A 25,727-nucleotide genomic window follows, 5' to 3' on the forward strand; every position below is an offset into this window, starting at 1 on the left:
GCAGGTTCTGGGTTTTTCTATATTTAGAAATTACTTTTTTTGTAGAATCAGCATATGAAGATGCCATGATTTTATATAACCACTCAGCAAAGGTAATTTTTCATCAATTTCTTTATGAAACAATAAATTAAAATCGCATAAAAACAAATCGCCTATATCTTGGTACGTAAAACCTATAAATTTTTTAGGTTCTCTAATAACCCATTCATCTTGAGTCCCCAATAAATCAACTACCAGAATTCCGCCATCAGGAAGTGCATTTATAATTCGTTTAATTACACTATAAAAATAGCTTGGCTCACAAAAGAATAGACTTGATGAAGCAATAATTAAGCTTGCAGACGGGAAATTAAAGTCTTCAAAAGATTCATGATAGAAAGTAAATTTAGAGTCATCTTTGAATCGCTCAGCACAGACTTTTTGTGCATCAATTGAAATATCAAAAGCATGAACATTAAATCCCTTTGAGAGTAGATAAGCAGATTCATTGCCAGCGCCACAGCCGCAATCTATAGCAATTAAAGGTAAGTTAGGAAAATGACCTAAAGCCTTCTCTAAAATAGGTCTATGTTTAAGTTCTCTTGATAATTGAATAAATTTTTCATTCATAAATCCGATCTTTTAATTTTTATAATTCCCACACTATATTTTATAAAAAATCCAATCTCAACGATTTCTTATTTCAGAAGCTACTCTCTCACAACCTCATCACTAGTATGGTTATGGCAGCAAATAAAGTATAAATCTAATTATTGCTGCCATAAGTTGAATACGCCAATAGGCTTATCAAAGATAATTAAAGCGCCCCATGCCCCAACAACATCTCTAACCCACTCACCTTTTTCATATGCTTTAAACGCTCTTTTTCCCACTTCAACTGTTGTTTTAACTCAGCACAATCAGCATCGACAGCTTTATAAACATCACTGATATGCACATGCTCTGCTTTTACATTCTTGGCTAACTGAAAAGAATCTAAAATCTCAGCTATTTGACTTTCAAGCTGCTGACTTTGTGCATCTAAAGCCAGTTTATAAAACCTCAATTGCTCGGCAGATAAGTCTTTAGCACCTAGCCCTTTATTCTGTTCAAGCTGTAACTGGAGTTTGAGTAAATAAAACAAATCCTGCTTTTCATAGGCCTGACTGGCTTGTTGAAACAGCTCGGTTTTTTCTAATTTTTTAGTTTCATCTTGCTCACGGTCTGGGTGAATCATCGCGGCAATTTTTAAATAAACTGTTTTGAGTGACTGCGCTGCCATTTGCTCAGCTTGTTCACGTTTCTGTTGCTGTTTTTGCCGTTTGGCTTGTTCACGCGCTTGTTGTTGCTCAGCCGCATACCGTTCAAAGTCTTCTTCTAAATCTGCACTTTGATCAGCACTTTCTTCGTATTCAAATTTTATTAACTGAACTTTTTTATTCTTTTTTGCCGACTCCCCCGCATGTTGCTGATAAAAAGTATCAATCTGCTTCACCAACTCTAACTGTTCAGCAGATAGCATTTTGGAGCGCTTCAACGTTTGTGCAAGTTGGGCAATTTTTTCATCTAGTTGTTGCATATCTGCTTTAGAAAACTCATGGCTATGCAACATATTCCAAAGTTGGTCCAACTGCTGAAATAAGACCTCATGCAAATCGCTATACACAGGCATCAGTTTTTGCCGAATGTGCTGTTGAATCTCGGCTTGTGCATTTTGCCATGTGCTCAGGCTAACTTTTTGCTGTTCTATTTTATCAATCAGGCGGTTCAGTTTTTTCTGCTGTGCAGATGGCTCAGACCTTTGCTGCAAGCTCACTTTGAGATCAAAGGACATACTCATCCACCTGTAAAAGAAAAAAGTGTAGCAATAATCAGATGAGGAAGGTAGCAAAGCATTCTTTAAATACGAGTCAGTCTAAAGATTTATATCTTAAGAAATCCACCAAATCACTAGTGGCAAAGTCACGGCAGCACATAAGGTTTGAAAGCTAATTACAGCTGCCATGAGCTGACTATCTCCACCCAAAACTTTGGTTAAAATGTATGAAGCAGAAGCCGTCGGCAACGCAAAGAAAATAACTAAAATTTGTGTTTGTAAGCTTGGTAAACCAAACCACGTACAGACCGCGTAAGCCAAAGCAGGTACTGCTAAAAGTCGAGCAAACGTGTCTGCTGCCAATACCACAATGTCTTTTTTAATTTGCATAAACTGTAAAGCTGCGCCAACACATAATAAACCTAACGGCAAACTCGACACTGAAAAAAGCTTAATAAACTGAGTAAAGCCTTCCCAAGTCGGGATTTGAAGTGCATTGACTGCTGCCCCGACCGCACAAGATACAATTAAAGGATTTTTAAGAAGTGCAATTAAAATAGGTTTAATTGCCATGTGTTCTTTAGATGTTAAAGCAAGCACCGAAATAACGTTCACAAGTGGAATGCAAAGCGCCAATAAAATTGCCAGTATTGCCATCCCTTCGCTTTTAAAAAGCGAAGTCACTAATGCCAAACCAATATAGGTATTAAAGCGAACCATACTTTGTACATGTACACCAAAACGTGCAGGTGGTATGTGGCAAAACATTCGGAGGATATATAAAAATGCAGTTACTGCTAAAACCACAACCAACATCGCAATGATGGCTGTACTCAAGCTTTGTAAGTCAATTTTTGCGGTCGATAATGTACTGAAAAGCAAAGCAGGAAATAAAATATAGTAATTCAGCTTTTCTGCCCCAGCCCAAAACTCATCGCTAAAAAAACGATATTTTTTAAATAAGTATCCCGATGCAATTAATGCAACTAAAGGAAAAAGAGATAAAACAATATTATTCATTTCTTTACTCGAGTTTTGTTAGGGCTTGCTGTTTGGCAACTACCTTGGCTTACTCATATATTAAAGATAATAAAAACTCATGATAAAATGAGTTTTTACTCATAATAAATACAACATGACCTTTACCCAACTTGAAATTTTCGCACTCATTGCCGAACTGAAAAGCTTTACAGCTACCGCAGAAAAATTGGGAATTTCTCAGTCAGCAGTTTCTCATGCGCTTAAATCATTAGAACAACAATGGGGCATTAACCTCATTTCACGAACTCAAAGCGATATTGAGCTGACTACGACAGGTCAGCAGTTATTGACTCATGTAAAAGAGCTATTGAGTATTTCCGATACATTAGAAAAAGAAGTGGCTGCTATCCACGGTTTAAATGAAGGCACATTACGTATTGGTTCGTTTGGGGCGTCATCCTCTATTTATTTACTGCCTGAAATTTTAGAAACCTTTCGGCAGCGTTACCCCAAAATCGAAATTTTTATCGATGAAGGTGAAGATAAAGAAGTTGCTCAGTGGTTATTGGAACGGCGCATAGAGGTTGGTTTTTTGATTATGCCAGATGAGCGTTTTGATACATTCCGATTAATTGAAGATCGTTTTGTTGCCTTAATTCCCAATCAATTTCCACTCGCACAACAACTCTATATTGATCCAGCCCAGCTAGAAAATTGCCCTTTTATTATGACAATGGCGGGTAGTCGACATCAGGTCGAATTAATTTTAAAAAACTTTAATGTGAAACCAGACATCAAATTTTATGTTTCACAAATTCTAAGTATCGTTAGCATGGTTCACAATCAATTAGGGATTTCAATTGTCTCTGATATGGTGCTCACCAAAGAGTTACTCTCACTCTATCCAAATGTAGTTAAACGTCCTTTTAAACCGAACCTTAAACGTTCTATTGGCCTCGCAGTCAAAAATAAAAAGCACATGAGCCCCGCTGCGAAAGCTTTTATTGAAGTCGCGCAATCGGTTTGGTCTGATCATTAATTGAATATAGATAATTTTTAAAAAATTTAATAACGATCTCTTTCAGGACAATTTATAAGCGTATTAGATGACTTGTAACGTAAAAAGCGCCAAAACTGCTCCTCTTTAACCAAATCAACGCACCATTTATCGCCAAAAACCCCTTACTTAATCCAAATTGGTGCGCTTATTGCATATTCACTTTTATGCAATTGAGTTTGTTTCGACAAACTTAGGTTTTTAGATTCCTTAAATCTATTTTGGTGCAATTTACAGACCCAGATTTGTTCCAAAATGGAATTTAGCACTTTTTTCGAGCATGCTATGCAAAATGTAGATCTATTTTTCTTATTACTTGGTGCAGTTTTGGTTCTTGCCATGCACGCAGGTTTTGCATTCTTGGAACTTGGTACGGTTCGCCATAAAAATCAGGTGAACGCACTTAGTAAAATTCTGACTGACTTTGCCCTTTCTGCAATCGCATATTTCTTTGTTGGCTACTACATCTCTTATGGCCAGCACTTCTTCCATGATGGTACGGTTTTATCAAGTGATCATGGCTATAACCTTATGCGTTGCTTCTTTTTACTCACTTTTGCTGCGGCAATTCCTGCCATTATTTCGGGTGGTATTGCTGAACGCGCAAAAATGCGTTCACAAGCAATTGCCACACTCGCTTTAGTTGCGCTGGTATATCCATTTTTCGAAGGTATGGTCTGGAATGGTAACTACGGTCTGCAAAAGTGGTTAGAAACAACCTTTGGCGCAGCTTTTCACGACTTTGCGGGTTCAGTCGTAGTTCATGCCATGGGCGGTTGGATTGCACTTGCTGCTGTCATTTTATTGGGGGCGCGTTCTGGTCGTTATAAGAAAGATGGTCGTGTAAGTGCTCATCCCCCTTCTTCTATTCCATTTTTGGCGCTTGGTTCATGGATTTTGATTGTAGGCTGGTTTGGCTTTAACGTCATGAGTGCTCAGCGTGTTGATGCAATTTCTGGCTTAGTTGCCATTAACTCACTTATGGCTATGGTTGGCGGTACGATTACAGCTAATGCGATTGGGAAAAATGACCCTGGTTTCTTACACAACGGTCCACTTGCAGGTTTAGTCGCAATCTGTGCAGGCTCTGACATTGTTCATCCAATCAGTGCACTTGTTATTGGTGGTGCAGCTGGGGCTATGTTTGTATATCTATTCACTTATACTCAAAACAAACTTAAAGTTGACGATGTGTTAGGTGTATGGCCTTTACACGGCGTATGTGGCGCATTTGGTGGTATTGCAGTAGGTTTATTTGGTCAACAATGGCTGGGTGGCTTAGGCGGCGTATCTTTTGCCTCACAACTCATCGGGACAGCGCTCGCGATCGCTATAGCGCTTGCTGGCGGCTTTATTGTTTACGGTTTACTTAAAGCGACCATTGGCATTCGTTTATCTCAAGAAGACGAGTTTCGTGGTGCAGATTTGTCTATTCATAAAATTTCGGCAAACTCTGAAGAGGGTATGTTTTAATACTTTCTAAAGTGCTCAGGGCGACGATACCTCTCGTCGCTTTTTTATTTTTAAGGAAAATTGAACTTATTTCTTCAGTATAGTTTAAGAGCAATTTAAGTTTTATTTTATGTAATGCCTTTACTCACAATCTAATTGATGTTGCATGGCATGAATCAACAAAAACAATTTTTCCAGATTAATATCATTCTTCTGTTTTTCAGTTTTTTCCTGCTTTTAATCGTTTTTCCAGTGGGTGGGAAAATTGATATGTACCTCATCCAGCCTTGGATTGATTCAACAGGTCATTTTTTCAATCGAGACAATTGGTATCTAGAAAGACTTAATCATGAAATTGTAAAACAGATCATTACTGGTATTTATGTCATCTTTTTTGGCCTATGGCTTGCGTCATTTAAAATTGAGAAATTAAAGCTTTATCGCTGGCAATATGGTTATATGTTTTTTGTGAGCATGATTGGTAGCGCACTGGTTGGTCTCTTAAAATCACAATCTGCTCATGCGTGTCCTTGGAATATGATTCATCCTAACAGCTTAGGTGGCTATATTTGGGACTTTACTGCGAAACATGGGCATTGCTTTCCGGGTGGACATGCAAGCGCTGGCTTTATTTTAATGACAGGTTATTTTGTTTATCGTCTTGAGCAACCGAAACGTGCCTATTTTTATCTCATTTCAGGCATTTTATTAGGCTTTATGATGGGATGGGCACAAATGATGCGTGGAGCACATTTCCTGAGTCATAATTTATGGACTGGTTGGGTCATTTGGGCGGTAAATATCTTATTTTATGCCGTTTGTATTCACCGCTTTGAGTTTGAAAAACGAATCAAACAAGAACTTGTCTAACTCAAGTCCTTGTTTCGTGAACATGTAAAATCTTCGGAAGCTTAACCAAAACCGAAAGTCCACCAAGCTCTAAACTTCTGTCTAGTGTCAAAGTCCCACCTAAACGTTGAGTTGCTCGGTCAACAATGGATAGACCTAAACCACTCCCCACTTCAAGATGATGATGTACACGATAAAAACGCTTTAGGACTTTATCATAATGTTCTGGGTCGATCCCCGCGCCGCTATCTTCAATTTGTATACACGCATCGCCATCTGTAGCAGTGAAAACAGAAATATTAATCATCCCCTCATGAGGCGTATATTTGATAGCGTTATCAATTAAGTTAAAAATAATTGAATGAACTGTTGGCTCAACACTATGCATTTCAATTGGCTCGTTACGAACAAAGCCCAAGTCGATTTCTTTTTGCATAGCTAAATTGACAAGCTGCTCAACACAATTCAAAGCGACATCATTAAGCTGAAAAGCCCTCGTCGGTTCAATCACACTTAAAGAAACATCCTGCTTAGCCAGCGCTAAAAGCTGTGTCACCAAATGCTGAATACGTGCTAATCCTTTACTCAAATTTTGCAGCGATTCCTGCTCAGGAAATTGGCTAATTAAAATTTTAGTTTGTAAATTCAGAGCAGTCACAGGAGTTCGAAGTTCATGGGCTGCATCTGCAATAAACTGTTTCTGCTCGTTTTGTGCCTTAGAAATGCGCTCAAAAAGTCGGTTCATTTCATCAATTGTGGGTAACAATTCTTGAGGATAATCTACAACTTCAATAGGTGTTAGTTCTTCTGAATCACGATGAGTCAGTTCATTTTTAAAGTCATCGATCGGCTTCAGCCCACGACGAATAATTGCAGCTAAAGCAAAAATCGCAAATGGTAAGATAATCAAATATGGAATAAACATACTGCCCGCAAGCTCCCAAGCAAAAGCTTCACGGACTTTTTCTTGTTGGCTAATCTGGATTTGATAATCCTTTAATGGCAAAACATAGGTACGGATTAAACCTTGACTAGTTTTATGCGAATAAAAACCTGCTTGTGTAACGGGTGGAACCAATAAATGGAGGTGATGAGATAAATGAGCTTGGTCTTTATAAGCCCAAATATCTACAAATAGATCCTCTTCATGATAAGTTTTATGAAAATCAAACTCACTGCTTACCGTTTTCAATGGATATTCAGCTGTTCGCTCAGCTAAATAACGCATTTGGGTATCTAAAATTTCATCAACTTCTTGCAGTGCAACTTTATACGCACTAAAAATTAATATACAACCTAAGATGACACTGAAAATTGAGGTGCCCCAAATCAGTCGTTTTTTTAATGAATAATGCACTGTTATGAAGTTCCAAAATTAAGTTACGATTGCCCTAAACGGTAACCCAATCCTCGAATCGTTCGGATAAAGTCTTTCCCGAGTTTAGCTCTCAGGTGATGCACATATACTTCAATCGTATTACTGGTTACATCACTATCGAAATCATATAACTTATCTTCAAGATTTGCTTTAGAAAAGATTTTATTTGGGTGACTCATTAAAGGAATCAGAATTGCCCATTCACGATTAGACAAATCAATACGCTGTCCTTTAAACGTTGCAATATGTTGTTCAACATTTAAAACCAGATCACCACTTTGTAATAGTTGCTCATGGTTCGCAAGCTGAGCCTCTACGCCACTACGGCGTAATAGCGCATGAATACGAGCAAGTAACTCATCAAACTCGTATGGTTTGATCAAGTAATCATCTGCACCATGGTTTAAGCCATCAACACGGTTTTGTAACTGATCTCGCGCTGAAATAATTAAAACGGGAGTTGCTGCTCTTTGGCGAATTTGCTTTAAGACCTGCATGCCATCCATCATAGGTAGCCCTAAGTCCAAAAGAATTAAATCGAATTTATTTTTAGCCAACTGAGCCAGACCGTCTAAGCCATTATTGACCCACTCCACTTCAAATTGATGATATTGCAGCAACGTTATTGTTGACTCTGCAATCATAAAATCATCTTCAATCATCAAGATTTTTGTCATGTTCTAGGCTCGCTTTAATTCACATGGGCACAAGAGTGCAGCATATCCAGTTGAGGGTTGATGACCTGAGTTTTTACACCTAACAAACTCAGTAAGCTTGGGAATAAATTATCCTGACTTAACTTTTCTTTAGTTTGTTGGCCTAAACAACTCACTTGTGCAAGGTTGTGTTGTTTCCAGCTATCAGAAAACCACATCATCATTGGTACATGCGTTTGTTGGGTCGGTGCAATTGCATATGGTGAACCATGTAAATATAAACCATGTTCACCCGTTGATTCACCATGATCAGATAAATACCATAAACCTGTTTGATATTTCGATAATTCTTTTAGGTTATTAATGATCTGACTTAACACATGGTCTGTATATACAATAGTGTCATCATAACTATTTAATAACTCTGTTTGAGAACAACCCTGTATCGCATTAGTATCACAAGTCGGTTTAAACGGTTGATATTGGGCAGGTGCACGCTTGTAATAGGCTGGACCATGACTTCCGACTTGGTGTAAAACAATTAGACGCGGACGAGTATCTTCTTTAGGAATAGTCGCTAAATAATCATTTAAGCTATCGATTAAAATATCGTCATAGCATTCGCCATCTTTACACCATTTTTGCTTTAACTTTTCAGGTATTTTGTACTGTTCAACACGATCACAAGTGCCCTTACAGCCAGAGTTATTATCAATCCAAGTTACTTGGTAACCCGCACGTTTAGCAATGTCCAATAGACCTTCACGATGGCTTGCTAGTTGTTCATCATAGTCAACGCGAGGCATTCCAGAGAACATACATGGAACCGACACAGCAGTTGCTGTACCACATGAGCTGACTTGGGAAAAATTCAAAATATCTTTTTTAGAAAGTTCCGGATTCGTATTTTTCGAATAACCATTTAATGCAAAACTTTCCGCACGAGCTGTCTCACCAACAACGAGAACCATTAATTTAGGCAAGTTGCTTTGTACTTGCTGAACTTGATGAGCATCTTCTCCATAATGTATAAGTGGCAAGTTCTTCTTAGGCGCCATTTTGTGATAATAAGACATTAAAGATGAAATACTATTTTGTGGTGAGATCATACCTTTCAAATCACGATGCTCACGAAAAATAGATGCAAAATCAACATAATAAACAAATAGTAAAACACCCACGATTGCACATGAGGCTACAATCGAACCAAGCTTTTTCATCAATAGATAAGATACTTTTTCTCGTTTAAGCTTTACCTGAGTAATTAAAATAATAGGCAAAACAACAAAGAAAACTGTCCAAAGCCCGAAACGTAATGAAATTAAATCAGAAACTTCAGATACATCAGTTTGTATCATATTTTGAATCTGATCAGGTGAGATAATTACACCTAATGTATTGACGAAATAAGAGCTAAAACCACCAATCACGACCAGTAAAATTGCAAAAATTTTAGCGGTCCATTTCCAGTTTAAAATCTGTAAAACCGCATAATAAGCAGCAACCACAATAACTACAGTAGCAGCTAAAAATAGAATAGCCTTTATTCCAAAATATGGAGTTAAAATATGGACTTGGTGATAAAAACCAATATTTAGAATTGCCCCTAACCAAATGGCTATAATCAAATTAAACATAAACAGTGAAATCTGTTTATGTTTTAAAGTAGAAAAAAAATTCAGCATCTTGGGTGACTACAATCTTTTTATGATGCTCTAATGTAGAAATTGAAACTTAAAAATGACTTAAATAAAAAATGATCTAATTCTGAAGCTTTAAAGCAAGCTAATTCTTTTAATTTATATAAAAAAAGACGAGATTAGATTTAACCTCGTCTTTTGAGCTTTTAACTAAATATTGTTTTTAGAAACTATATTTAGCCATTAAACCAACACGGTTGTCTTTGTAAGACTTACCATCAAATGTATCACGTTTACCGTTAACGTATTCAACGCCTAAATCAATTGGTTTAACTGGTGTATAGATGAAGTTAATCCATGCTTGCTGAACTTTTTCATTCCCTGCTGCATATGCTTTAGCATAATCAGTACCATCATCAGAGAACTGAGCACCGTACGCTAATGTAGAACGTAAGTTAGGCAAAATCTTATACGTTCCACCCACTTGTACAGCTACAAATTCATTTTGTTCAATATCACCATCTACGATTGTATAGGCCTTATTACTACCGTATAGATAGTTACTATTACCTACCACATAAGATGCATCAGCAAATAGTTTTAAAGGATCAGATACTTTAAAGTCGGTACCAACAGCAACACCCCAACCAGTTTGGTTGTCACCACCAGCTTTTGATTTATAGTTTTCAACTAATGCACGAGCTGAAGCATTACCTTTTCCATCAGCATAACCTTGAGTTACTTTGGCAGTTAAGACTGGTAGGCTATATTTAATACTGTCATTTACCCAAGCACCATCTTCATCTTTTTTACCAGTAAGGCCAGTGCTATCGCCCTCTTCAGCCGCTACAAACAATTGAGTTGTTGGTCCAAGTTTATAGTTATAACGTACTTGTGGAACACGCGTTGTACCACCACCAATGTTTGTCGAGAAGTCGATCATTTCTGGTGCATGGTTAGACAAGAAGTTTGAAGTTGTTTGACCGAATAACCAATTGTTATAAGTTAAGAAAGCATGACGAATACGTAATCCATCATTCGTACCCGCAAAGTCAACTTCGATTTTACCGCCAACTTTGGCATCATTTACTGGAGCAGTAAAATCTAAACCAAGACGAGTTGTTTTAGGTGTTGCACGAATTTTATCAGTCGCCTCACCTTTTGATTCAGCTACTTTACCAAAGTCGTTATCCGCACCTTCGATAATATAGTTAGCATCGCCACGAACAAAACCATAGAGGTTCACATCAGCACCCGCTTTAGATTTTAATGATGCTAAAGGTGAAACTGGCGCAGCAGCTTGGGGTTGTGCCTTAACTTCTGCTAACTGCACTTGCTGTTGTTGCTGTACTTGCTGTTGTTGTTGCTGAACTTGACGTTGTTCTTGAATTAAAGCTTTTAACGCTTCAACTTCTTTACGAAGCTGTTGAATTTCCGCTTTGTCGGAAGTCGCAGCATGTGCCCCACTCATCATTAAAGCTGTAACTGTAAGAGCTAAACTTTTAATAACGAAAGATTTACGATTAAGGAATAGATCCATCAAAAACTCCTAAAAATATATTTTATGTTGCCTATCCATGCCAAGTTGATTTACGCCATTAAATTAGGGGCTAAAAAATCAACTCTCCTCCACATTGGTTACATTAATTTTATTACCGCAACCAAAACCAATTTCAACGTTGTGCAAGACTAAAACCTATAAACAAAGACATAAAAAACATACTTTGATTTACAGATTTTTACCTTAACTTCATGTTGTAACGAATCCTACACAACTCTCTTATCTTATAGAATGATTAAATCGTTATTTCATTATTCTTTTTTAGACTTTAGGCTAATAACCAATCTAATTGAACATTTTTCTGCCCATTTTGATTGATTCACATGATTTTTCTTGTTATCCAAATCCATTTTTTCTCCATTTAGCTTCCATTTGCTACCCACACAAGATGGCACAATTAATTGAGCATTTAAATAGCTAAAAATATACATTTTTAAAAACATAGACAAAGGTAGTAGATAAAGCTTAGATCACTGCTTGAGCAATATTAAAGTTCTTTATTTCATTTAGTTAACATTATTTTTCCTGTAGTTTCTTATGTTTCCAGAGGAAAATAGGCAGTAAACTGATCACTGCAATAATGACAATAGCTATCAAATAATGGAAATAACCGAGTACATCTCCAATCACACCGCTAAAACTATAAAGAAGACCGCTAACAGTCGCCATGACTGAAACCTGAAAGGTAAAATCTGTCCCCGCATATTCTTTTCGACTGTAATGCATGACTAGAGTCAACATAGCTACCAATAGCATTGCCGAGAATGCATCTTCTAAAGCATTGACTGTATATATAACCCAGACATTCAACTGAATTTTTTGTTCATAGGCATAGGCTAAATAAGTATAGGCTCCTAGACTCATAATTTTAAAAATTGAAAAGCCAATTAATGCTGCTGGTCTTGAAAAGTATTTAAGCACTCCTCCTGCTATTGCCGCCCCAGCGAGTGCTGCTACTGCACCGAGCATCGTGATGTAAACACCAATTTGAGTAAAACTTAATCCTATATCCACCATTAAAGGTTTAAGTAATGGTCCAGCTAAGCCGTCTGCTACTTTAAAAGTGATCAGTACCATTAACCAAGAGCGGAGTTCTTTATTTTGAGAGAAATATCTTAGGTAAGCTTTAATTTTTAGGACTAAATTTTGCTGATCAAGCTTGAGTTCGCGACTCGCATGAGAAGTATGTTGAGGCTCTTTAAATAACCAAACTGGTAGAGTATTTAAAAATACTATGGTCGCTAATAGCAAAAAAGTGGGTTGCCATGTTAACCAGTCTAAGCACCAAAGTACGGCACCTCCCCCAACAATAAAACCTAACCGCGAACCAATGACCTGAAATGTATTGCCCCAATGCTGCTGATCATGTTTTAACAAGTTGACTGCTAAAGCATCGGTAGCAATGTCTTGTGTTGCTCCAGTTAAGTTCATAAAAAGAAGTGAAATAAAAAAGGCAAATAAATAAATAGGTTGATCTAAAGCTTGAACTGGGAAAAAAGACAAAATACACAGTACACCTACCGTCAAAAACTGAGTAGGTAATATCCAACTACTATAATGTCCTAAACGGGAAAGTGCGTGTCGGTCGACCCACGGCGCCCAAAAAATCTTGATTGACCAAGGCAACATTAATAAGCCAAAACCACCAATATGGGCGAGTGACACACCTTGTGCCCTTAAAATCACGGGTAAAGCATGGGTCATAAACCCGACAGGCAGTCCTTGTGCCCAATATAGAGAAAATAGCAGAAGATAAAGATTTTGCTGCCGCAACATAGAAACCTACTTTTTATTTGTTTAATGAGGAATAACATCAAATGTCATGTTGTTCTTACATTTTGCCAATGAAGCATATATTTCAAAAGATTAAGATAAAACTAGGACAAGTTAAAATTTAAAAAAATATGGATCAACATTTCCCTAATTTACCTGATTTAGTACCTCAACGCGGTACTGCTTTAAGCCGAGCGCTATTTAAAAAACTTTTTTTAGCGCAAGGTTGGACAATTGAAGGTGAAGTTCCTAATTTGCCAAAAGCAGTGGCGATTATTTCCCCCCATACTTCCAATATTGATGGATGGTATGGATTTCTTGCGATTTTCGGATTAGGTATCCAAATTACGGTGTTAGGTAAAGATGCTCTTTTTAAACCACCATTTAAACGAGCTTTAGATTGGGCTGGGGTCATTCCAGTTAAACGTGACACAGCCAATGGACTTACTGAGCAAGTCGTTGCAACCATTCAAAAATATGACAAGATCTGGATTGGAATGGCGCCCGAAGGTACACGTAAGAAAGCAAAAAAAATGAAAAGTGGTTTTTACCATATTGCTGCAAAAGCTCATATTCCCATTGTCATGTTTTCTTTTGATTATGATCATAAGACGATTCACTGTTTAGGTCACCTAAATCCAAGTGGCAATTACGATGAAGATCTCACCAAGATTTTTGAGCGTTATGAAGGAAAAATTTCACCTAAAAATCGTAATTGGCTTGCTGAACCTTTACAAAATCTAGTGAAAAAAACCTAGCAAAAATTGAGCAAATCTGGTCTCATGAGCCCTCTTAATTTATCTCGACGTAGATTATTTTTAAAGATGAAAATTGCTCAATTTGCCAGTATTGGATTTATCTCTCTAGCACTATTTGGCTGTGATAAATTTAGCAAAACACCAACACCGACAACCTCAATGAAAGCCCGTGAACCTGTGATTGCACTTGCTTTAGGTGGCGGTGGAGCAAAAGGATTTTCACATATTGGTGTAATTAAGGTTTTAGAGTCTCACGGAATTAAACCTAAAATTGTCACAGGTACCAGTGCCGGTAGCTTTGTTGGAAGTATCTACGCAAGTGGACAAACGCCTTATCAATTGCAAAGTCTGGCTCTAAAGTTACAAGAGTCAGATATCCGCGATTTAACACTTAATCGTCAGGGTATTATTCTTGGACAAAAGTTACAGGACTACGTGAACCGTAATGTAGGCAATAAACCGATTGAGAAGTTCCCAATCCGTTTTGCTGCCGTGGCAACACGCCTTGATAATGGTCAAAAAGCTGACTTCATTAAAGGTAATGCAGGCCAAGCCGTACGTGCATCTTGTAGTATTCCAAATGTGTTTGTACCAGCGACAATTGGCAAGCAGAAATATGTAGATGGTGGATTGGTTAGCCCAATTCCTGTTAAAACTGCTCGTGATATGGGTGCGGATATTGTGATTGCAGTCGATATTTCTGCGCGTCCAGCAGGAAATCGCCCAGCAAATATGTGGGGATTACTTGATCAAACCATTAATATCATGGGTCAACAAAGTATTAATGAAGAGCTCAAGCAGGCCAATGTTGTCATTCAACCTAAAGTTGGTCATCTAGGTACTCTTGATCTCAAATCAAGTAACCAAGCAATTTTGGAAGGCGAAAAAGCAGCTCAAGCGCAAATACGCCAAGTTGAAACTGCAATTGCAAACTTCAAAAAATCTCCAGCTGCGTTTAAGCCTGCACCACGCCCTAAATTCTAATTGAGGTGGTTTTTTTCTATCCACACTCCCCATCATCTGCTACAGTGGTAAAAGTGATATTGAGTCACTTTTACCCATCATAAAGATATATAAAAGAGCAGATCTATGGAGTTTGTTATACAACCTTGGCACTGGTTTGTATTGGGTATCTTACTTATTCTTTCTGAACTGATTCTACCCGCCTTTGCCGCGCTTTGGTTTGGTATTGCCGCCATTATGGTGTGCTTTCTCTACTGGTTATTTCCAGATATTAGCCTCACAACGCAAATTGTATTGTGGATAGTTCTGTCAGTGCTATGCACCATTCTTTGGTTCAAATTTATTAAACCATTATCAATTGATAAAACAAAAGCGGGATTACCCCGTGAAGCGACTATTGGTCAAATTGGTATGGTGATCCAAACCGGTCTCGACCATGATCAAATTATCGTTCGCTTTCCAATGCCCATTTTAGGGGCCGATGAGTGGAACTGTCGAAGCACCACACCAGTCAGAGTTGGTGATCGGGTTAGAGTTATTGATATTTCGGGTAACGACTTAATTGTCCAGTCCCATGGTACTTCATAAACATTAAAGATAAAGAGAGGGTATTTTCATGCCAGTCGGTACTATTATTGTTTTAGCCTTTTTGGCTTTTGTGGCTGTCACCATTTTTAAAGGGGTTCGTATTGTTCCTCAGGGTTATAAGTGGATTGTTCAACGTTTAGGGAAATATCATTCTACCCTTAATCCCGGGCTTAATTTTGTGATTCCCTATGTTGATGAAGTGGCTTATAAAGTTACCACTAAAGATATTGTGTTAGATATCCCATCTCAAGAAGTGATTACGCGCGACAATGCTGTATTACTTATGAATGCTGTGGCATATATTAATTTAACCACACCAGAGAAAGCGGTCTATGGTATTGAAAACTATACATGGGCAATTCAAAACCTTGTACAAACTTCACTGCGTTCTATTGTCGGTGAAATGGATCTAGATGATGCTTTGTCTTCACGAGATCATATTAAAGCGAAGCTCAAAGCTGCGATTTCTGATGATATTTCAGATTGGGGCATCACTTTAAAAACTGTTGAAATTCAAGACATTCAGCCCTCTTCCACCATGCAAGCTGCCATGGAAGCTCAAGCTGCCGCAGAACGTCAACGCCGTGCTACAGTAACGAGAGCTGATGGTGAAAAACAAGCTGCAATTTTAGAAGCTGATGGTCGCTTAGAAGCATCTCGCCGTGATGCAGAAGCACAAGTTGTTTTGGCTGAAGCTTCGCAAAAAGCCATTGAGATGGTGACAAGTGCAGTGGGTGATAAAGAAACGCCAGTTGCCTACCTATTAGGTGAACAGTATGTCAAAGCAATGCAAGATATGGCGAAATCAAGCAATGCTAAAACTGTGGTTTTACCTGCCGATGTTTTAAATACAATTCGCGGAATTATGGGAAAACATAATTAATTTAGTTACTTTCAATACGTAATTGAAATCAAAACGGCGACTACTATGTCGCCGTTTTATTATGTTTTATATTATTGGTTTTTTAATTTTTTCTGATCTTTCAAAGGGAGTTTTTTTACAACCAAATCATAAGAGTCGCTAATTAAATCTTGAAGTAAATCGGTTGTTAAGTTCTTATGCGGTGTAATCGAAACCCAGTGTTTTTTATTCATGTGATATCCCGGAACAATAAATGAATAGAGTTCTTGATATTCCTGACTTTTATAAGGATCACATTTGATATTAATCATTTTGACGCCAGCTACTTCTGCGGTCAGCATGAATATTTTTTCTAAAATTTTAAAAACTTCATAGTCTGGACCAAAAGGATGGGACTGTTGACTAAAGGGAAGATTGCGAGCGATTTCAATTGCAGCTTGATGAAGCTGAGCACCATTCATTCTTTTCTCCCTTATTCATTGAATATGAATAGAAGTTATGAATATTGATTTAATATTATTAATTAGTACGCGCTAAAAGGAATTGTGAGATATCTACTAATTCTTTTGCATCATCACCAAAATGAGCTAAAGCCTCAAAAGCTTGATCATGCAACTCTTTAGCATACGACTTTGCTTGTTCGAGCCCCATTAAGGCTGGGTACGTCGATTTTTGTACTTGTTCATCCTTACCTGCAGTTTTACCCAAGGTTTCAGTACTCGAAGTAATATCGAGAATATCGTCTAATACCTGAAAAGCCAAACCAATGGTCTGCCCATATTGACGCAACTTTGGAATTGCTTGATCTGTTCCAGAGAAAATGGTCACGGCACCCATCATAATGGCAGCCTGAATGAGCGCACCAGTTTTATTGCGATGGATATTTTCAAGTTCGTCTTGAGTAATTTGCTTACCTTCAGCTTGCAAATCTAATACCTGTCCAGAGACCATTTTGGAGCTGGCAGTTGCTAAAATCTGCATTTGTTTTAATACAATCGCGGCATCGGTACCCTGCCCTTGTTCATCGAACAAACGGCTCCCTAAAACCTCAAAAGCCATTGATTGTAAAATGTCGCCTGCAAGCAAAGCCGTATCTTCACCAAACGCAACATGACAAGTCGGCTGACCACGACGCAGTAAATCATTATCCATACAAGGCAAGTCATCATGCGCTAGTGAGTAACAATGAATAAGTTCAACTGCAACCGCAGCACGGCGAGCCGCAGCAAAATTCGGATTTGGCTGTAAAGAAGCCGTGGCATAACATAAAGCTGGACGCACACGTTTTCCACCAAGCATGACTGCATGGTGTACTGCACTTTTTAAAGGTTCTGGAATTGAAAATGCGGCCAGTGTCGTCAATAAATCTTGTTGAATACGTTGTTGAGCTTGTTTTAAAACATCCGCATTAACTTGAGAGAGTGATGACACAGTCGCCTCGATAAAATCAGTAGAGAAATTTTATTGAATGTCATGAAGCATTCATGCGCTACATCATACACGATTCACTATGAAAAGTGCGTGATGAGTTTTCGAAGGCCCATGTAAAAAAGCCTCTACAAAATGGAGAGGCTTTTTTCATTTTTAAGTGACTTTTAGAAACTGTCACCTGGAACGCGTACCCAACCTTCCATTAACACACGTGCACTACGACTCATAATCGCCTTTTTAACAATCCACTGGCCATTTGTGAGTTCAGCTTGAGCACCAACACGTAATGTCCCAGATGGATGACCAAAGCGTACTGCTTCACGTTCACCACCGCCAGCTGCTAAATTTACTAATGTACCCGGAATGGCAGCTGCCGTACCAATCGCTACTGCTGCTGTTCCCATCATTGCATGGTGTAATTTACCCATCGACAAAGCACGAACCAGTAAATCAACATCACTCTCTGAAACGTTTTTACCGCTTGATGCCGTATAGCTCTTCGGTTTAGAAACAAAAGCAATTTTGGGTGTGTGCTGACGCGCAGCCGCTTCTGAAATATCTTTAATCAAACCCATCTGTACCGCACCATAGGCACGGATTTTTTCAAAACGTGCTAGTGCTGCTGCATCACTATTAATATGATCTTGTAGCTCTGTACCTTGGTAACCCAAATCTTCTGCATTTAAGAAAATAGTTGGAATACCTGCATTAATGAATGTCGCTTGGAAACGGCCAATATCAGGAACATCTAATTGGTCAACAACATTCCCTGTTGGGAACATATCACCGCCTTCTTCACCATCATCGGCAGGATCTAAGAACTCAATTTGAACTTCAGCAGCAGGAAACGTCACCCCATCCAGTTCAAAGTCTCCAGTTTCTTGAACCTGTCCATTGGTAATAGGCACATGCGCAATAATCGTTTTTTGAATATTTTTTTGCCAGATTCGAACCGTACATAGGCCATTTTCTGGAATACGATCTGCATCTACTAAACCATTTGAAATCGCAAAAGAACCAACAGCCGCAGTCAAATTACCGCAGTTACCACTCCAATCTACAAAAGCTTGATCAATTGAAACCTGACCAAATAAATAATCGACATCATGATCTGGCTGAGTGCTTTTAGCGAGAATAACAGTTTTGCTGGTACTCGAAGTGGCTCCACCCATTCCATCAATTTGTTTCCCATAGGGGTCTGGGCTACCGATGACACGTAGTAAGAGCTGATCTCTTGCTTGTCCTGCAACTTGGGCTTTTTCCGGCAAATCATCAAGCTTAAAAAAGACACCTTTACTCGTTCCACCACGCATATAAGTTGCTGGAATTTTAATTTGCGGTACTGAGCTCATATCAACTGTTATCCTTACTATTATGTTCTTCTATATCAAAACAAGCATTCTTGTTTTACCCTTCTCTTCATCTTAAATTGTTTTAAGGTCAAGAGATAGCGATCTGCTTTATACATCAATCGTATTGACGTGAGCATATTTTGTGAATTTAACAATGCTCTTGCAATGACTTAATCTAAGCAAAATCTAAGAAAAAAAGTCTATCCGAAATTATATTTTTTAGAGTACTTTTCACTCGAAATAGAAATATTAAAAGCAAGATTATGATTTTAAATAGTTTTTACAATTACTTTTCAGTCACTGCTTATTAATTTGTAGTCTAGGCTAAAATAACTCCATCTATTAGAATAATTTACTTATTCATAGTGAGTGAAGACCTTTGACCAACGAATCTTCTACACTTCAACGAGGACTAAAAAATCGACATATCCAATTAATTGCTATGGGTGGAGCAATTGGTACCGGATTATTTTTAGGCTCGGCACAAGTGATTCAATCTGCGGGACCATCCATTATTTTAGGATATGCCATTGGTGGCTTAATTGCTTTTTTAATTATGCGCCACCTGGGAGAAATGATTGTTGAAGAACCTGTTGCAGGATCGTTCAGCCATTTTGCGTATAAATACTGGGGGAAATTTCCTGGATTTTTAACTGGATGGAATTATTGGATACTCTACGTTCTGGTTGCGATGAGCGAACTCACCGCAGTGGCCAAATATATTAATTATTGGTGGCCTCATATTCCAGCGTGGACGTCTGTCTTATTTTTCTTTGTCGTGATTACGGCAATTAACCTAACAAACGTCAAATTTTATGGTGAGTCCGAATTCTGGCTCGCTATTATTAAAGTTGCTGCGGTCATCTCTATGATTGTTTTTGGGCTTTATTTGCTATTTACAGCAGATGTAGGCTCAAATATTTCATTTAGTAACCTTTGGTCTCATGGTGGATTTTTTCCAAATGGCTTTAGCGGCCTCTTCTATATGTTGGCTTTCTTGATGTTCGCCTTTGGTGGTATTGAACTGATTGGTATGGCCGCAGCAGAAGCAAAAGATCCGAAAAAAACGATTCCAAAAGCAATTAACCAAGTCGTTTTCCGTATTTTGATTTTCTATATCGGTTCACTAGCGATCTTACTTTCATTAGTGCCATGGAACCAATTAGATCTTGGCGGTCTCGACAAAAGTCCATTTGTTATGATTTTTAGCCAAATGGGAATTGGTTGGGCTGCACACTTACTGAACTTTATTATTTTAACTGCTGCTCTATCTGTTTATAACAGTGGGATGTTTGCAAATAGCCGTATGCTATACAGTCTCGCTCAACAAGGGAATGCACCAAAAGTTTTTGCAAAAACCAATAAACAGGGGGTTCCTATTCCCGCTGTTCTGCTTTCTGCTTTATTAATCTTTGGTTGCGTTCTTTTAAATTACTTTGTACCTGAAGATGCTCTTGGACATCTTATGTACGTTGTGGTTGGCGCACTTGTTCTAAACTGGGCAATGATATCAATTACACATTTGAAGTATAGACGCTTTGTTAAGCACGCGAATATTAAGACATCTTTTCCAGCGTTATGGTCACCTTTTAGTAATTACTTAGTTTTAGCGTTTATTGCTGTGGTTCTCTATATTATGTGGACTCAAGGCTTCAAAGAGTCAGTAATGATGATCCCTATTTGGATTACGGCAATGCTTATACTTTTTGACTATTTAAATCCTAAAAAACTAGATTCCATTGAGAATCCTGAAGAATAAATAAATCTAAAAAGCCATTGTCTAGACAATGGCTTTTTTTATTCATCATTAGAAAATTACGCGTTGTAAGTATTAAAATTTCATCGACAATAAAATTAGAAGTTATGCATATTTATACTGACGAGAACAGTAAGCTCGTTCAACCTCTGGTGAACGTAATTGCTGATGCTTAGTTTTACGCCCTGCCATACGTTTACGCCAAAGTTTAAAACTATTGGTTTTTAGGTTGTATCTCATTAAACGAATAACTTCGCTTTCGCTTAAGCCATACTCTCGCTCAATTGCTTCAAATGGAGTGCGATCTTCCCATGCCATTTCAATAATTCTAGATAAGTCCTGTTCATCAATTTTTTTCATGCTCTGCCCTTTTGAATTATAGGTAGCTAAATCTGATTTTTAACAAACAACCTTTCGGGAATAGTTTCATCTACTGAATTGCTTGTCTTAAACCTTTTCGTGTTTTACTTCAGATCATAGAAAGATCAACATGAAGTTTTTGTGATTTTTTAGCTTTATAAACTGTTTTTCTACAGACATAAGTGTTCGAAACCGTTGAATGGTTCAACTTTATCTTTATTGGCCACTCTGGCAAAAGTTTTAATAACTAAAACGTAAAAAAGCCATTGCCTTCGCAATAGCTTTTTTGTTTATAATCATAAAATTATGCGCCCTTAGCTTAACTGGATAGAGCAGTTGCCTCCTAAGCGACCGACGTGGGTTCGAGTCCCGCAGGGCGCACATACTTAATACGTTAATCCTTCACTTCAGCCAACAATGTTTCAGCTGCAAGTTTTCCTAAATTATTAGAAGCAAGCGGACTATCGCCAGTTAGCAATTTACGGTCTCTATGACATTGGCCTGTAATGCCCTTATTTAAAATTTCGACACCGAGCTTTTCAAGGTTTTCACCCACTAGCCAAGGTAAAGCCCCCGGCATATAACCAATATCAATATTTGCTCCCTTATCTAAGGAATCAGGGAATACACAAATTTGATAATCTTTAAAAATATAGTTTTCTGGCTGTTCATCTACTGCGGCAGCCAGTAACGAAGCTGGACCATGACATAACGTAATAATAAATTTATCTTGTTCAACCGCCCATTTAAGAACTTTTTTCACCTCAAGGCTATGTGGAATCTTAGCTAATGCGCCATGCCCACCTGGAATAAATACAGCCGCATATGGTGAGTTTTCCCCCACTGCGTTTTCTAAAATATCAGCCAGCTTTAATGGATTTTTTAATTTATCTGCATATTTCTGAAAAGTGTCTAATACCACTTGTTCTTGTTTTGGCATTGCCCACATTTCAAGCTTGGTTGGATTACCTGAAAGTGTCGCAATATCAATTTCGAAGCCTGCATTATCTAAATGAAACATCGGTAAAAGCATTTCTACAGGATGGTTACCTGTTGAAAAGAACTTACCGTTTTGCATCTGAATATAACGTTCATCAGTTGCAATCATTAAAACTTTTTTATTGCCCGCATACGGCGTTGAATAAGTCGTGCCATCGTAATCGGTTTTAGGAGCAGTATATTGACTTAGTGAATAAGGTGATGGGAAAAAGGCATTATCTTCAGCCAAATCTGGAGTAGGATTTTTATCATCAATATTTGCGGTATTCATTGTTACTATCCTTTTTCATCAGTATGGAAAGAAATAATAAGGTAAGAACCCATTTTTATTTCTTACTCAATTTATAGGTGAAGTTATGGAACTGGTGCAATCTGCCAATAGAATTTGGCAATTTTTATAGAGAAATAGGCAGAATCTAGAATTATAAAATTCAGTTTAGGCGAATCTGTCGTTCGCCCAAACTTCAATGATTACAGTGTTACGCATTCATTTCTAAAACGATCTTTCCAATATGATCACCTTGTTCCATACATGCGTGAGCACTTTGTACATCTGAAAAAGCATACGTTTTATAGATTTGCGGTAAACATTTACCTTGAGCCAATAATGGCCACACATGCTCATGCAAAGATTGGGCAATCTGGGCTTTTTCTTGGCTATTACGTGCTCGCATCGTTGAGCCCGTAATTGTGGCACGCTTTAAAATCAGTTTTTGTAAATCAAATTCTTTTGCGATTCGTCCACCCATAAAACCAATAATGACCAGTCGGCCATCACGTTTTAATAGATTTAAATTTTTTGTGAAATAAGAACCGCCCACAATGTCCAAAATAACATCAACACCTTGATCTTGAGTATGTTTCAAAATTTCTTGCTCAAAATCTTGGGTTTTATAGTTAATTGCTGTCGTTAAACTTGAGAGCGCTTCAACTTTATCTTCACTACCAACCGTAGCAAAAGTTTTAATCCCCAAAGCATGGCAAATGGCTAAAGCTGTGGTCCCAATACCACTTGCCCCACCATGAATCAGTGCGGTTTCATCTTTCTTTAAACGGCCAATATCAAATAGATTTGCCCAAACTGTAAAAAATGTTTCCGGAATCGCAGCAGCTTGAGTAAATGATAAATTTTCAGGTATTGGTAATACTTGAGTTGCGGTTACCGCACAATATTCTGCATAACCGCCGCCATTTGTTAGGGCGCAAACTTTATCGCCAACCTTGAATTGATCTACTTGTTCACCTACAGCAACCACAACACCAGCGACTTCAAGTCCGGGTATTTGAGTAACACCTTTAGGCATTGGATATAAACCCATACGCTGCAATACATCAGGGCGGTTAATTCCAGCAGCCTTTACCTCAATTAAGACTTCATCTGCTTGAGGTTTTGGAATATTAGCATCTTGAACTTTTAGAACCTCAGGTCCACCAGGAGCCGTAATTTCAATAATTTTCATGGTTGTTGGAAGGGTCATAAAATGCTCCATGTTTGATTTATATTTCAAATACTAATCTACGTTAAATAATTGAGGACTTGGGTGGAACGCCAAACAGTCGTTTAAATTCTCGGCTAAATTGTGAAGCACTAACATATCCAACTTCATAGGCGGCTTCTGCGACTCCCATTTTATTGTTCATGATTAACTCACGTGCCTTATGTAACCGAGTAATTTTGATGTACTGTAAGGGCGAATAATTCGTCACCTTTTTAAAAGTTTGATGAAAAAGCGAGATGCTCATGCCTGCTTGTTTCGCCAACTCTTGAACCGTTAAGTTATGATAATAATCACGCTGAATAATTTCACAAATGGTGTAAATCACGCCATTTCGACTTGCCATAGCAGATAAGCTTTCGACTAGATTGCCACCTGAAGCCTGCACCACACGATAAACTAATTCTCTTTTAACTTGCTCACCCAATATGAAAGTATCTTGTTTAGAACGAAGTAAATTGAGTAATCTGAAAGCAACCTCTGAAATAGTCTCATTCATGTCAATCACTCTAAGCCCGCAGCTTAATTTTAAATCTTCTGAATGAGCATCTTCAGTAACCACTTGTTGCTGTTTATCCATTTTAGTAATGAGATCAGTCATCATTTGTGGTTCAAATTTTATGGCTATCGCTAGCATTGGTTCATTATTTTCAACCACAGTATCGCAATCAAACGGTATTGCAATTGAGATAAATAAACACTGACCTTGTTGAAACTGAAAGATTTCTTTACCAATATATCCACGCTTTAACCCCTGTATCACTAAAACAATTGAGGGTTCTTGCAGCACGGCAACAGGTGGTGTGGAATGATCTACCCGCATTAAGGTGATGTTAGAAATAAAAGTAGGATAGAGGCCTTCTGCTGGAGCCAAGTGCAAAAATGCATCGACCAAATGTTCTGTAAGATGATTTTGCGGCATAGTTTTATTGTGAGAGGTAATCTAATAATCAATATAACAATGAACCTAAAATGAAAACATCTGTCTTACGTTTACTTTGTATAAATAGGCAATTCAAATCAATTTTTAGGCATAAAAAAACCTAGAGCATTCTAGGTTTTTCACTTTATTAGGCTATTTAAGCCGATAAATTAAAGAACATTGCTGCAATCAAAATGATTACACCGAGTGCAATTCGGTACCAAGCAAATACACGTAACGTGTGACGTTCTACAAACAGTACCAATGCTTTTACAACAAACAGCGCAGCAATAAAAGCAGCAACGAAACCTACCCCAATATTAACCATATTGTCTGAGGTAAGTACGTCAGCATTTTTAATCAAGTCAAAAGTCGCAGCCCCCAACATGGTCGGCATAGCAAGGAAGAAAGAAAATTCTGTAGCAGCTTTACGTGATAAACCTGCAAACATTCCGCCTACAATTGTTGCGCCTGAACGTGAAGTTCCCGGAATCATCGCCACACACTGAGCAAGACCTACTAAAAGCGCTTGTTTAAAAGTAATTTTAGTCGCATCGAGTGTCTTATGTTCAAACTGTCTAGATTCCACCCAGAAAATAATAAGAGCACCGACAATCAAAGCAATCGCAACCACAATTGGGCTAAATAGAACACTTTTAATAAAGTCGACAGCTAGAACACCAATAATGACTGCTGGAAAGAATGCAATAAGCACACTGATCGCAAAATGACGTGACTCCACATCACCGCTAAAAAATCCCTTAATCAAGTTAATAATTTTTTGTCGGTATAACCAGCACACTGCCAAAATAGCACCTAACTGGATTACGACCTCAAATACACGACCGCCGTCTGAGTGGAAATCGATAATATGACCAAATAAAATTAAATGGCCTGTACTCGAGATGGGTAAAAATTCAGTTAAGCCTTCGACAAAGCCTAAAAACAGTGCTTTTATAACTTCAAAATTTTCCATAACTTGCTCAAAGAAAGTTAATCATTAGAACGACCTAAAATTTGTTTTATCGAAATTGGTAAGTCCCAAATTAGACTTAACACAAGTTCAATATCAGATCATTTCTAACGTTTGTGGTTATT

The 25,727-nt window shown here is 38.0% G+C and carries 25 protein-coding genes and 1 tRNA gene; 9 read left to right on the forward strand and 17 right to left on the reverse strand.

Annotation, left to right across the window (positions count from 1 at the left end):
* Nucleotides 1-30: 30 nt before the first annotated feature.
* The 3 genes from J580_RS19435 to J580_RS19445 form a co-directional block, all read right to left on the reverse strand.
* The gene (locus J580_RS19435; protein ID WP_032005368.1) at nucleotides 31-609 is read right to left on the reverse strand and encodes a class I SAM-dependent methyltransferase; all 579 of its coding nucleotides are present in this window, start codon (nucleotides 607-609) and stop codon (nucleotides 31-33) included.
* A 187-nt stretch (nucleotides 610-796) separates the two neighbouring features.
* A complete protein-coding gene (locus J580_RS19440) occupies nucleotides 797-1,813 on the reverse strand; it encodes a hypothetical protein (RefSeq protein WP_032005370.1) in 1,017 nt (338 codons plus the stop codon).
* 96 nt (nucleotides 1,814-1,909) lie between these two features.
* Entirely contained in the window at nucleotides 1,910-2,815 is a 906-nt protein-coding gene (locus J580_RS19445) for an AEC family transporter (RefSeq protein ID WP_032005372.1), read from the reverse strand.
* Between the two features lie 115 nt (nucleotides 2,816-2,930).
* Here J580_RS19445 and J580_RS19450 point away from each other — a divergent pair, with 115 nt between their 5' ends.
* From J580_RS19450 to J580_RS19460, 3 genes are all read left to right on the forward strand, one after another.
* Nucleotides 2,931-3,815 (forward strand): LysR family transcriptional regulator, encoded by an 885-nt coding sequence (locus J580_RS19450; RefSeq protein ID WP_032005374.1) that lies wholly within the window; start codon nucleotides 2,931-2,933, stop codon nucleotides 3,813-3,815.
* A 303-nt stretch (nucleotides 3,816-4,118) separates the two neighbouring features.
* Nucleotides 4,119-5,306: an ammonium transporter gene (locus tag J580_RS19455; RefSeq protein WP_025466615.1), complete on the forward strand. Its 1,188-nt coding sequence runs from the start codon at nucleotides 4,119-4,121 to the stop codon at nucleotides 5,304-5,306.
* A 138-nt stretch (nucleotides 5,307-5,444) separates the two neighbouring features.
* Nucleotides 5,445-6,155: a phosphatase PAP2 family protein gene (locus J580_RS19460; protein ID WP_081403723.1), complete on the forward strand. Its 711-nt coding sequence runs from the start codon at nucleotides 5,445-5,447 to the stop codon at nucleotides 6,153-6,155.
* Nucleotide 6,156: 1 nt separating this feature from the next.
* On the opposite strand, the gene J580_RS19465 is transcribed toward J580_RS19460, so the two are convergent.
* From J580_RS19465 to J580_RS19490, 6 genes are all read right to left on the reverse strand, one after another.
* Complete coding sequence (locus tag J580_RS19465; protein ID WP_032005378.1) at nucleotides 6,157-7,491, reverse strand: two-component system sensor histidine kinase PmrB; 1,335 nt, start codon at nucleotides 7,489-7,491, stop codon at nucleotides 6,157-6,159.
* A gap of 23 nt (nucleotides 7,492-7,514) precedes the next feature.
* Complete coding sequence (locus tag J580_RS19470; protein ID WP_002116411.1) at nucleotides 7,515-8,189, reverse strand: DNA-binding response regulator PmrA; 675 nt, start codon at nucleotides 8,187-8,189, stop codon at nucleotides 7,515-7,517.
* A 14-nt stretch (nucleotides 8,190-8,203) separates the two neighbouring features.
* Nucleotides 8,204-9,853, reverse strand: coding sequence for a phosphoethanolamine transferase (locus tag J580_RS19475; RefSeq protein WP_032005379.1), 1,650 nt, complete (start codon nucleotides 9,851-9,853; stop codon nucleotides 8,204-8,206).
* A gap of 178 nt (nucleotides 9,854-10,031) precedes the next feature.
* On the reverse strand, nucleotides 10,032-11,348 hold the full coding sequence (locus tag J580_RS19480) for a DcaP family trimeric outer membrane transporter (RefSeq protein ID WP_032005382.1): 1,317 nt from the start codon (nucleotides 11,346-11,348) through the stop codon (nucleotides 10,032-10,034).
* A 272-nt stretch (nucleotides 11,349-11,620) separates the two neighbouring features.
* Nucleotides 11,621-11,812, reverse strand: a complete 192-nt coding sequence (locus J580_RS19485; RefSeq protein ID WP_014207513.1) for a hypothetical protein — start codon at nucleotides 11,810-11,812, stop codon at nucleotides 11,621-11,623.
* Nucleotides 11,813-11,885: 73 nt separating this feature from the next.
* Nucleotides 11,886-13,145, reverse strand: coding sequence for an MFS transporter (locus J580_RS19490; RefSeq protein WP_032005383.1), 1,260 nt, complete (start codon nucleotides 13,143-13,145; stop codon nucleotides 11,886-11,888).
* A 128-nt stretch (nucleotides 13,146-13,273) separates the two neighbouring features.
* On the opposite strand from J580_RS19490, the gene J580_RS19495 reads away from it, so the two are divergent.
* The 4 genes from J580_RS19495 to J580_RS19510 all read left to right on the forward strand — a co-directional run bounded on the left by J580_RS19495 (nucleotide 13,274) and on the right by J580_RS19510 (nucleotide 16,334).
* Complete coding sequence (locus J580_RS19495; protein WP_032005385.1) at nucleotides 13,274-13,900, forward strand: lysophospholipid acyltransferase family protein; 627 nt, start codon at nucleotides 13,274-13,276, stop codon at nucleotides 13,898-13,900.
* Nucleotides 13,901-13,966: 66 nt separating this feature from the next.
* Complete coding sequence (locus J580_RS19500; protein WP_014207516.1) at nucleotides 13,967-14,884, forward strand: patatin-like phospholipase family protein; 918 nt, start codon at nucleotides 13,967-13,969, stop codon at nucleotides 14,882-14,884.
* Between the two features lie 105 nt (nucleotides 14,885-14,989).
* Complete coding sequence (locus tag J580_RS19505; protein ID WP_032005387.1) at nucleotides 14,990-15,451, forward strand: NfeD family protein; 462 nt, start codon at nucleotides 14,990-14,992, stop codon at nucleotides 15,449-15,451.
* Nucleotides 15,452-15,479: 28 nt separating this feature from the next.
* Nucleotides 15,480-16,334 (forward strand): SPFH domain-containing protein, encoded by an 855-nt coding sequence (locus tag J580_RS19510; RefSeq protein WP_002116544.1) that lies wholly within the window; start codon nucleotides 15,480-15,482, stop codon nucleotides 16,332-16,334.
* 71 nt (nucleotides 16,335-16,405) lie between these two features.
* On the opposite strand, the gene J580_RS19515 is transcribed toward J580_RS19510, so the two are convergent.
* The 3 genes from J580_RS19515 to prpF all read right to left on the reverse strand — a co-directional run bounded on the left by J580_RS19515 (nucleotide 16,406) and on the right by prpF (nucleotide 19,096).
* Nucleotides 16,406-16,774 carry an MmcQ/YjbR family DNA-binding protein gene (locus J580_RS19515; RefSeq protein ID WP_032005389.1) on the reverse strand — a complete coding sequence of 123 codons (369 nt, stop codon included), beginning with the start codon at nucleotides 16,772-16,774 and terminating at the stop codon, nucleotides 16,406-16,408.
* A gap of 58 nt (nucleotides 16,775-16,832) precedes the next feature.
* A complete protein-coding gene (locus J580_RS19520) occupies nucleotides 16,833-17,744 on the reverse strand; it encodes a polyprenyl synthetase family protein (protein WP_014207519.1) in 912 nt (303 codons plus the stop codon).
* Nucleotides 17,745-17,908: 164 nt separating this feature from the next.
* Nucleotides 17,909-19,096, reverse strand: a complete 1,188-nt coding sequence (prpF, locus tag J580_RS19525) for a 2-methylaconitate cis-trans isomerase PrpF (protein WP_032005392.1) — start codon at nucleotides 19,094-19,096, stop codon at nucleotides 17,909-17,911.
* Nucleotides 19,097-19,475: 379 nt separating this feature from the next.
* Between prpF and J580_RS19530 the strand changes: the two genes are divergently transcribed.
* Nucleotides 19,476-20,855 (forward strand): amino acid permease, encoded by a 1,380-nt coding sequence (locus tag J580_RS19530; RefSeq protein ID WP_031945084.1) that lies wholly within the window; start codon nucleotides 19,476-19,478, stop codon nucleotides 20,853-20,855.
* Between the two features lie 102 nt (nucleotides 20,856-20,957).
* Here the strand turns inward: J580_RS19530 and J580_RS19535 are convergent, their stop codons facing one another.
* Nucleotides 20,958-21,212 carry a TIGR03643 family protein gene (locus tag J580_RS19535; RefSeq protein ID WP_002116175.1) on the reverse strand — a complete coding sequence of 85 codons (255 nt, stop codon included), beginning with the start codon at nucleotides 21,210-21,212 and terminating at the stop codon, nucleotides 20,958-20,960.
* A 308-nt stretch (nucleotides 21,213-21,520) separates the two neighbouring features.
* Between J580_RS19535 and J580_RS19540 the strand changes: the two genes are divergently transcribed.
* Nucleotides 21,521-21,593 (forward strand) — tRNA-Arg (locus J580_RS19540).
* A gap of 13 nt (nucleotides 21,594-21,606) precedes the next feature.
* Here J580_RS19540 and hchA read toward each other — a convergent pair.
* The 4 genes from hchA to J580_RS19560 form a co-directional block, all read right to left on the reverse strand.
* Nucleotides 21,607-22,482: a glyoxalase III HchA gene (gene hchA, locus J580_RS19545; protein ID WP_032005394.1), complete on the reverse strand. Its 876-nt coding sequence runs from the start codon at nucleotides 22,480-22,482 to the stop codon at nucleotides 21,607-21,609.
* A gap of 208 nt (nucleotides 22,483-22,690) precedes the next feature.
* Nucleotides 22,691-23,701, reverse strand: a complete 1,011-nt coding sequence (locus J580_RS19550) for an NAD(P)H-quinone oxidoreductase (RefSeq protein ID WP_081403724.1) — start codon at nucleotides 23,699-23,701, stop codon at nucleotides 22,691-22,693.
* Between the two features lie 31 nt (nucleotides 23,702-23,732).
* Nucleotides 23,733-24,629 (reverse strand): AraC family transcriptional regulator, encoded by an 897-nt coding sequence (locus J580_RS19555; protein WP_032005398.1) that lies wholly within the window; start codon nucleotides 24,627-24,629, stop codon nucleotides 23,733-23,735.
* Nucleotides 24,630-24,786: 157 nt separating this feature from the next.
* The gene (locus tag J580_RS19560) at nucleotides 24,787-25,605 is read right to left on the reverse strand and encodes an undecaprenyl-diphosphate phosphatase (RefSeq protein ID WP_017402622.1); all 819 of its coding nucleotides are present in this window, start codon (nucleotides 25,603-25,605) and stop codon (nucleotides 24,787-24,789) included.
* Nucleotides 25,606-25,727: the final 122 nt, after the last annotated feature.

This window comes from Acinetobacter sp. 1542444, assembly GCF_000581835.1.
GTDB lineage: Bacteria > Pseudomonadota > Gammaproteobacteria > Pseudomonadales > Moraxellaceae > Acinetobacter > Acinetobacter pittii.

Bases quoted from the DNA above. Each gene is read 5' to 3' on its own strand.
- J580_RS19435 (WP_032005368.1), bottom strand. From the start codon at position 609: ATGAATGAAAAATTTATTCAATTATCAAGAGAACTTAAACATAGACCT.
- J580_RS19440 (WP_032005370.1), bottom strand. From the start codon at position 1,813: ATGTCCTTTGATCTCAAAGTGAGCTTGCAGCAAAGGTCTGAGCCATCT.
- J580_RS19445 (WP_032005372.1), bottom strand. From the start codon at position 2,815: ATGAATAATATTGTTTTATCTCTTTTTCCTTTAGTTGCATTAATTGCA.
- J580_RS19450 (WP_032005374.1), top strand. From the start codon at position 2,931: ATGACCTTTACCCAACTTGAAATTTTCGCACTCATTGCCGAACTGAAA.
- J580_RS19455 (WP_025466615.1), top strand. From the start codon at position 4,119: ATGCAAAATGTAGATCTATTTTTCTTATTACTTGGTGCAGTTTTGGTT.
- J580_RS19460 (WP_081403723.1), top strand. From the start codon at position 5,445: ATGTTGCATGGCATGAATCAACAAAAACAATTTTTCCAGATTAATATC.
- J580_RS19470 (WP_002116411.1), bottom strand. From the start codon at position 8,189: ATGACAAAAATCTTGATGATTGAAGATGATTTTATGATTGCAGAGTCA.
- J580_RS19475 (WP_032005379.1), bottom strand. From the start codon at position 9,853: ATGCTGAATTTTTTTTCTACTTTAAAACATAAACAGATTTCACTGTTT.
- J580_RS19480 (WP_032005382.1), bottom strand. From the start codon at position 11,348: ATGGATCTATTCCTTAATCGTAAATCTTTCGTTATTAAAAGTTTAGCT.
- J580_RS19485 (WP_014207513.1), bottom strand. From the start codon at position 11,812: ATGTTTTTAAAAATGTATATTTTTAGCTATTTAAATGCTCAATTAATT.
- J580_RS19490 (WP_032005383.1), bottom strand. From the start codon at position 13,145: ATGTTGCGGCAGCAAAATCTTTATCTTCTGCTATTTTCTCTATATTGG.
- J580_RS19495 (WP_032005385.1), top strand. From the start codon at position 13,274: ATGGATCAACATTTCCCTAATTTACCTGATTTAGTACCTCAACGCGGT.
- J580_RS19500 (WP_014207516.1), top strand. From the start codon at position 13,967: ATGAAAATTGCTCAATTTGCCAGTATTGGATTTATCTCTCTAGCACTA.
- J580_RS19505 (WP_032005387.1), top strand. From the start codon at position 14,990: ATGGAGTTTGTTATACAACCTTGGCACTGGTTTGTATTGGGTATCTTA.
- J580_RS19510 (WP_002116544.1), top strand. From the start codon at position 15,480: ATGCCAGTCGGTACTATTATTGTTTTAGCCTTTTTGGCTTTTGTGGCT.
- J580_RS19515 (WP_032005389.1), bottom strand. From the start codon at position 16,774: ATGAATGGTGCTCAGCTTCATCAAGCTGCAATTGAAATCGCTCGCAAT.
- prpF (WP_032005392.1), bottom strand. From the start codon at position 19,096: ATGAGCTCAGTACCGCAAATTAAAATTCCAGCAACTTATATGCGTGGT.
- J580_RS19535 (WP_002116175.1), bottom strand. From the start codon at position 21,212: ATGAAAAAAATTGATGAACAGGACTTATCTAGAATTATTGAAATGGCA.
- hchA (WP_032005394.1), bottom strand. From the start codon at position 22,482: ATGAATACCGCAAATATTGATGATAAAAATCCTACTCCAGATTTGGCT.
- J580_RS19550 (WP_081403724.1), bottom strand. From the start codon at position 23,701: ATGGAGCATTTTATGACCCTTCCAACAACCATGAAAATTATTGAAATT.
- J580_RS19555 (WP_032005398.1), bottom strand. From the start codon at position 24,629: ATGCCGCAAAATCATCTTACAGAACATTTGGTCGATGCATTTTTGCAC.
- J580_RS19560 (WP_017402622.1), bottom strand. From the start codon at position 25,605: ATGGAAAATTTTGAAGTTATAAAAGCACTGTTTTTAGGCTTTGTCGAA.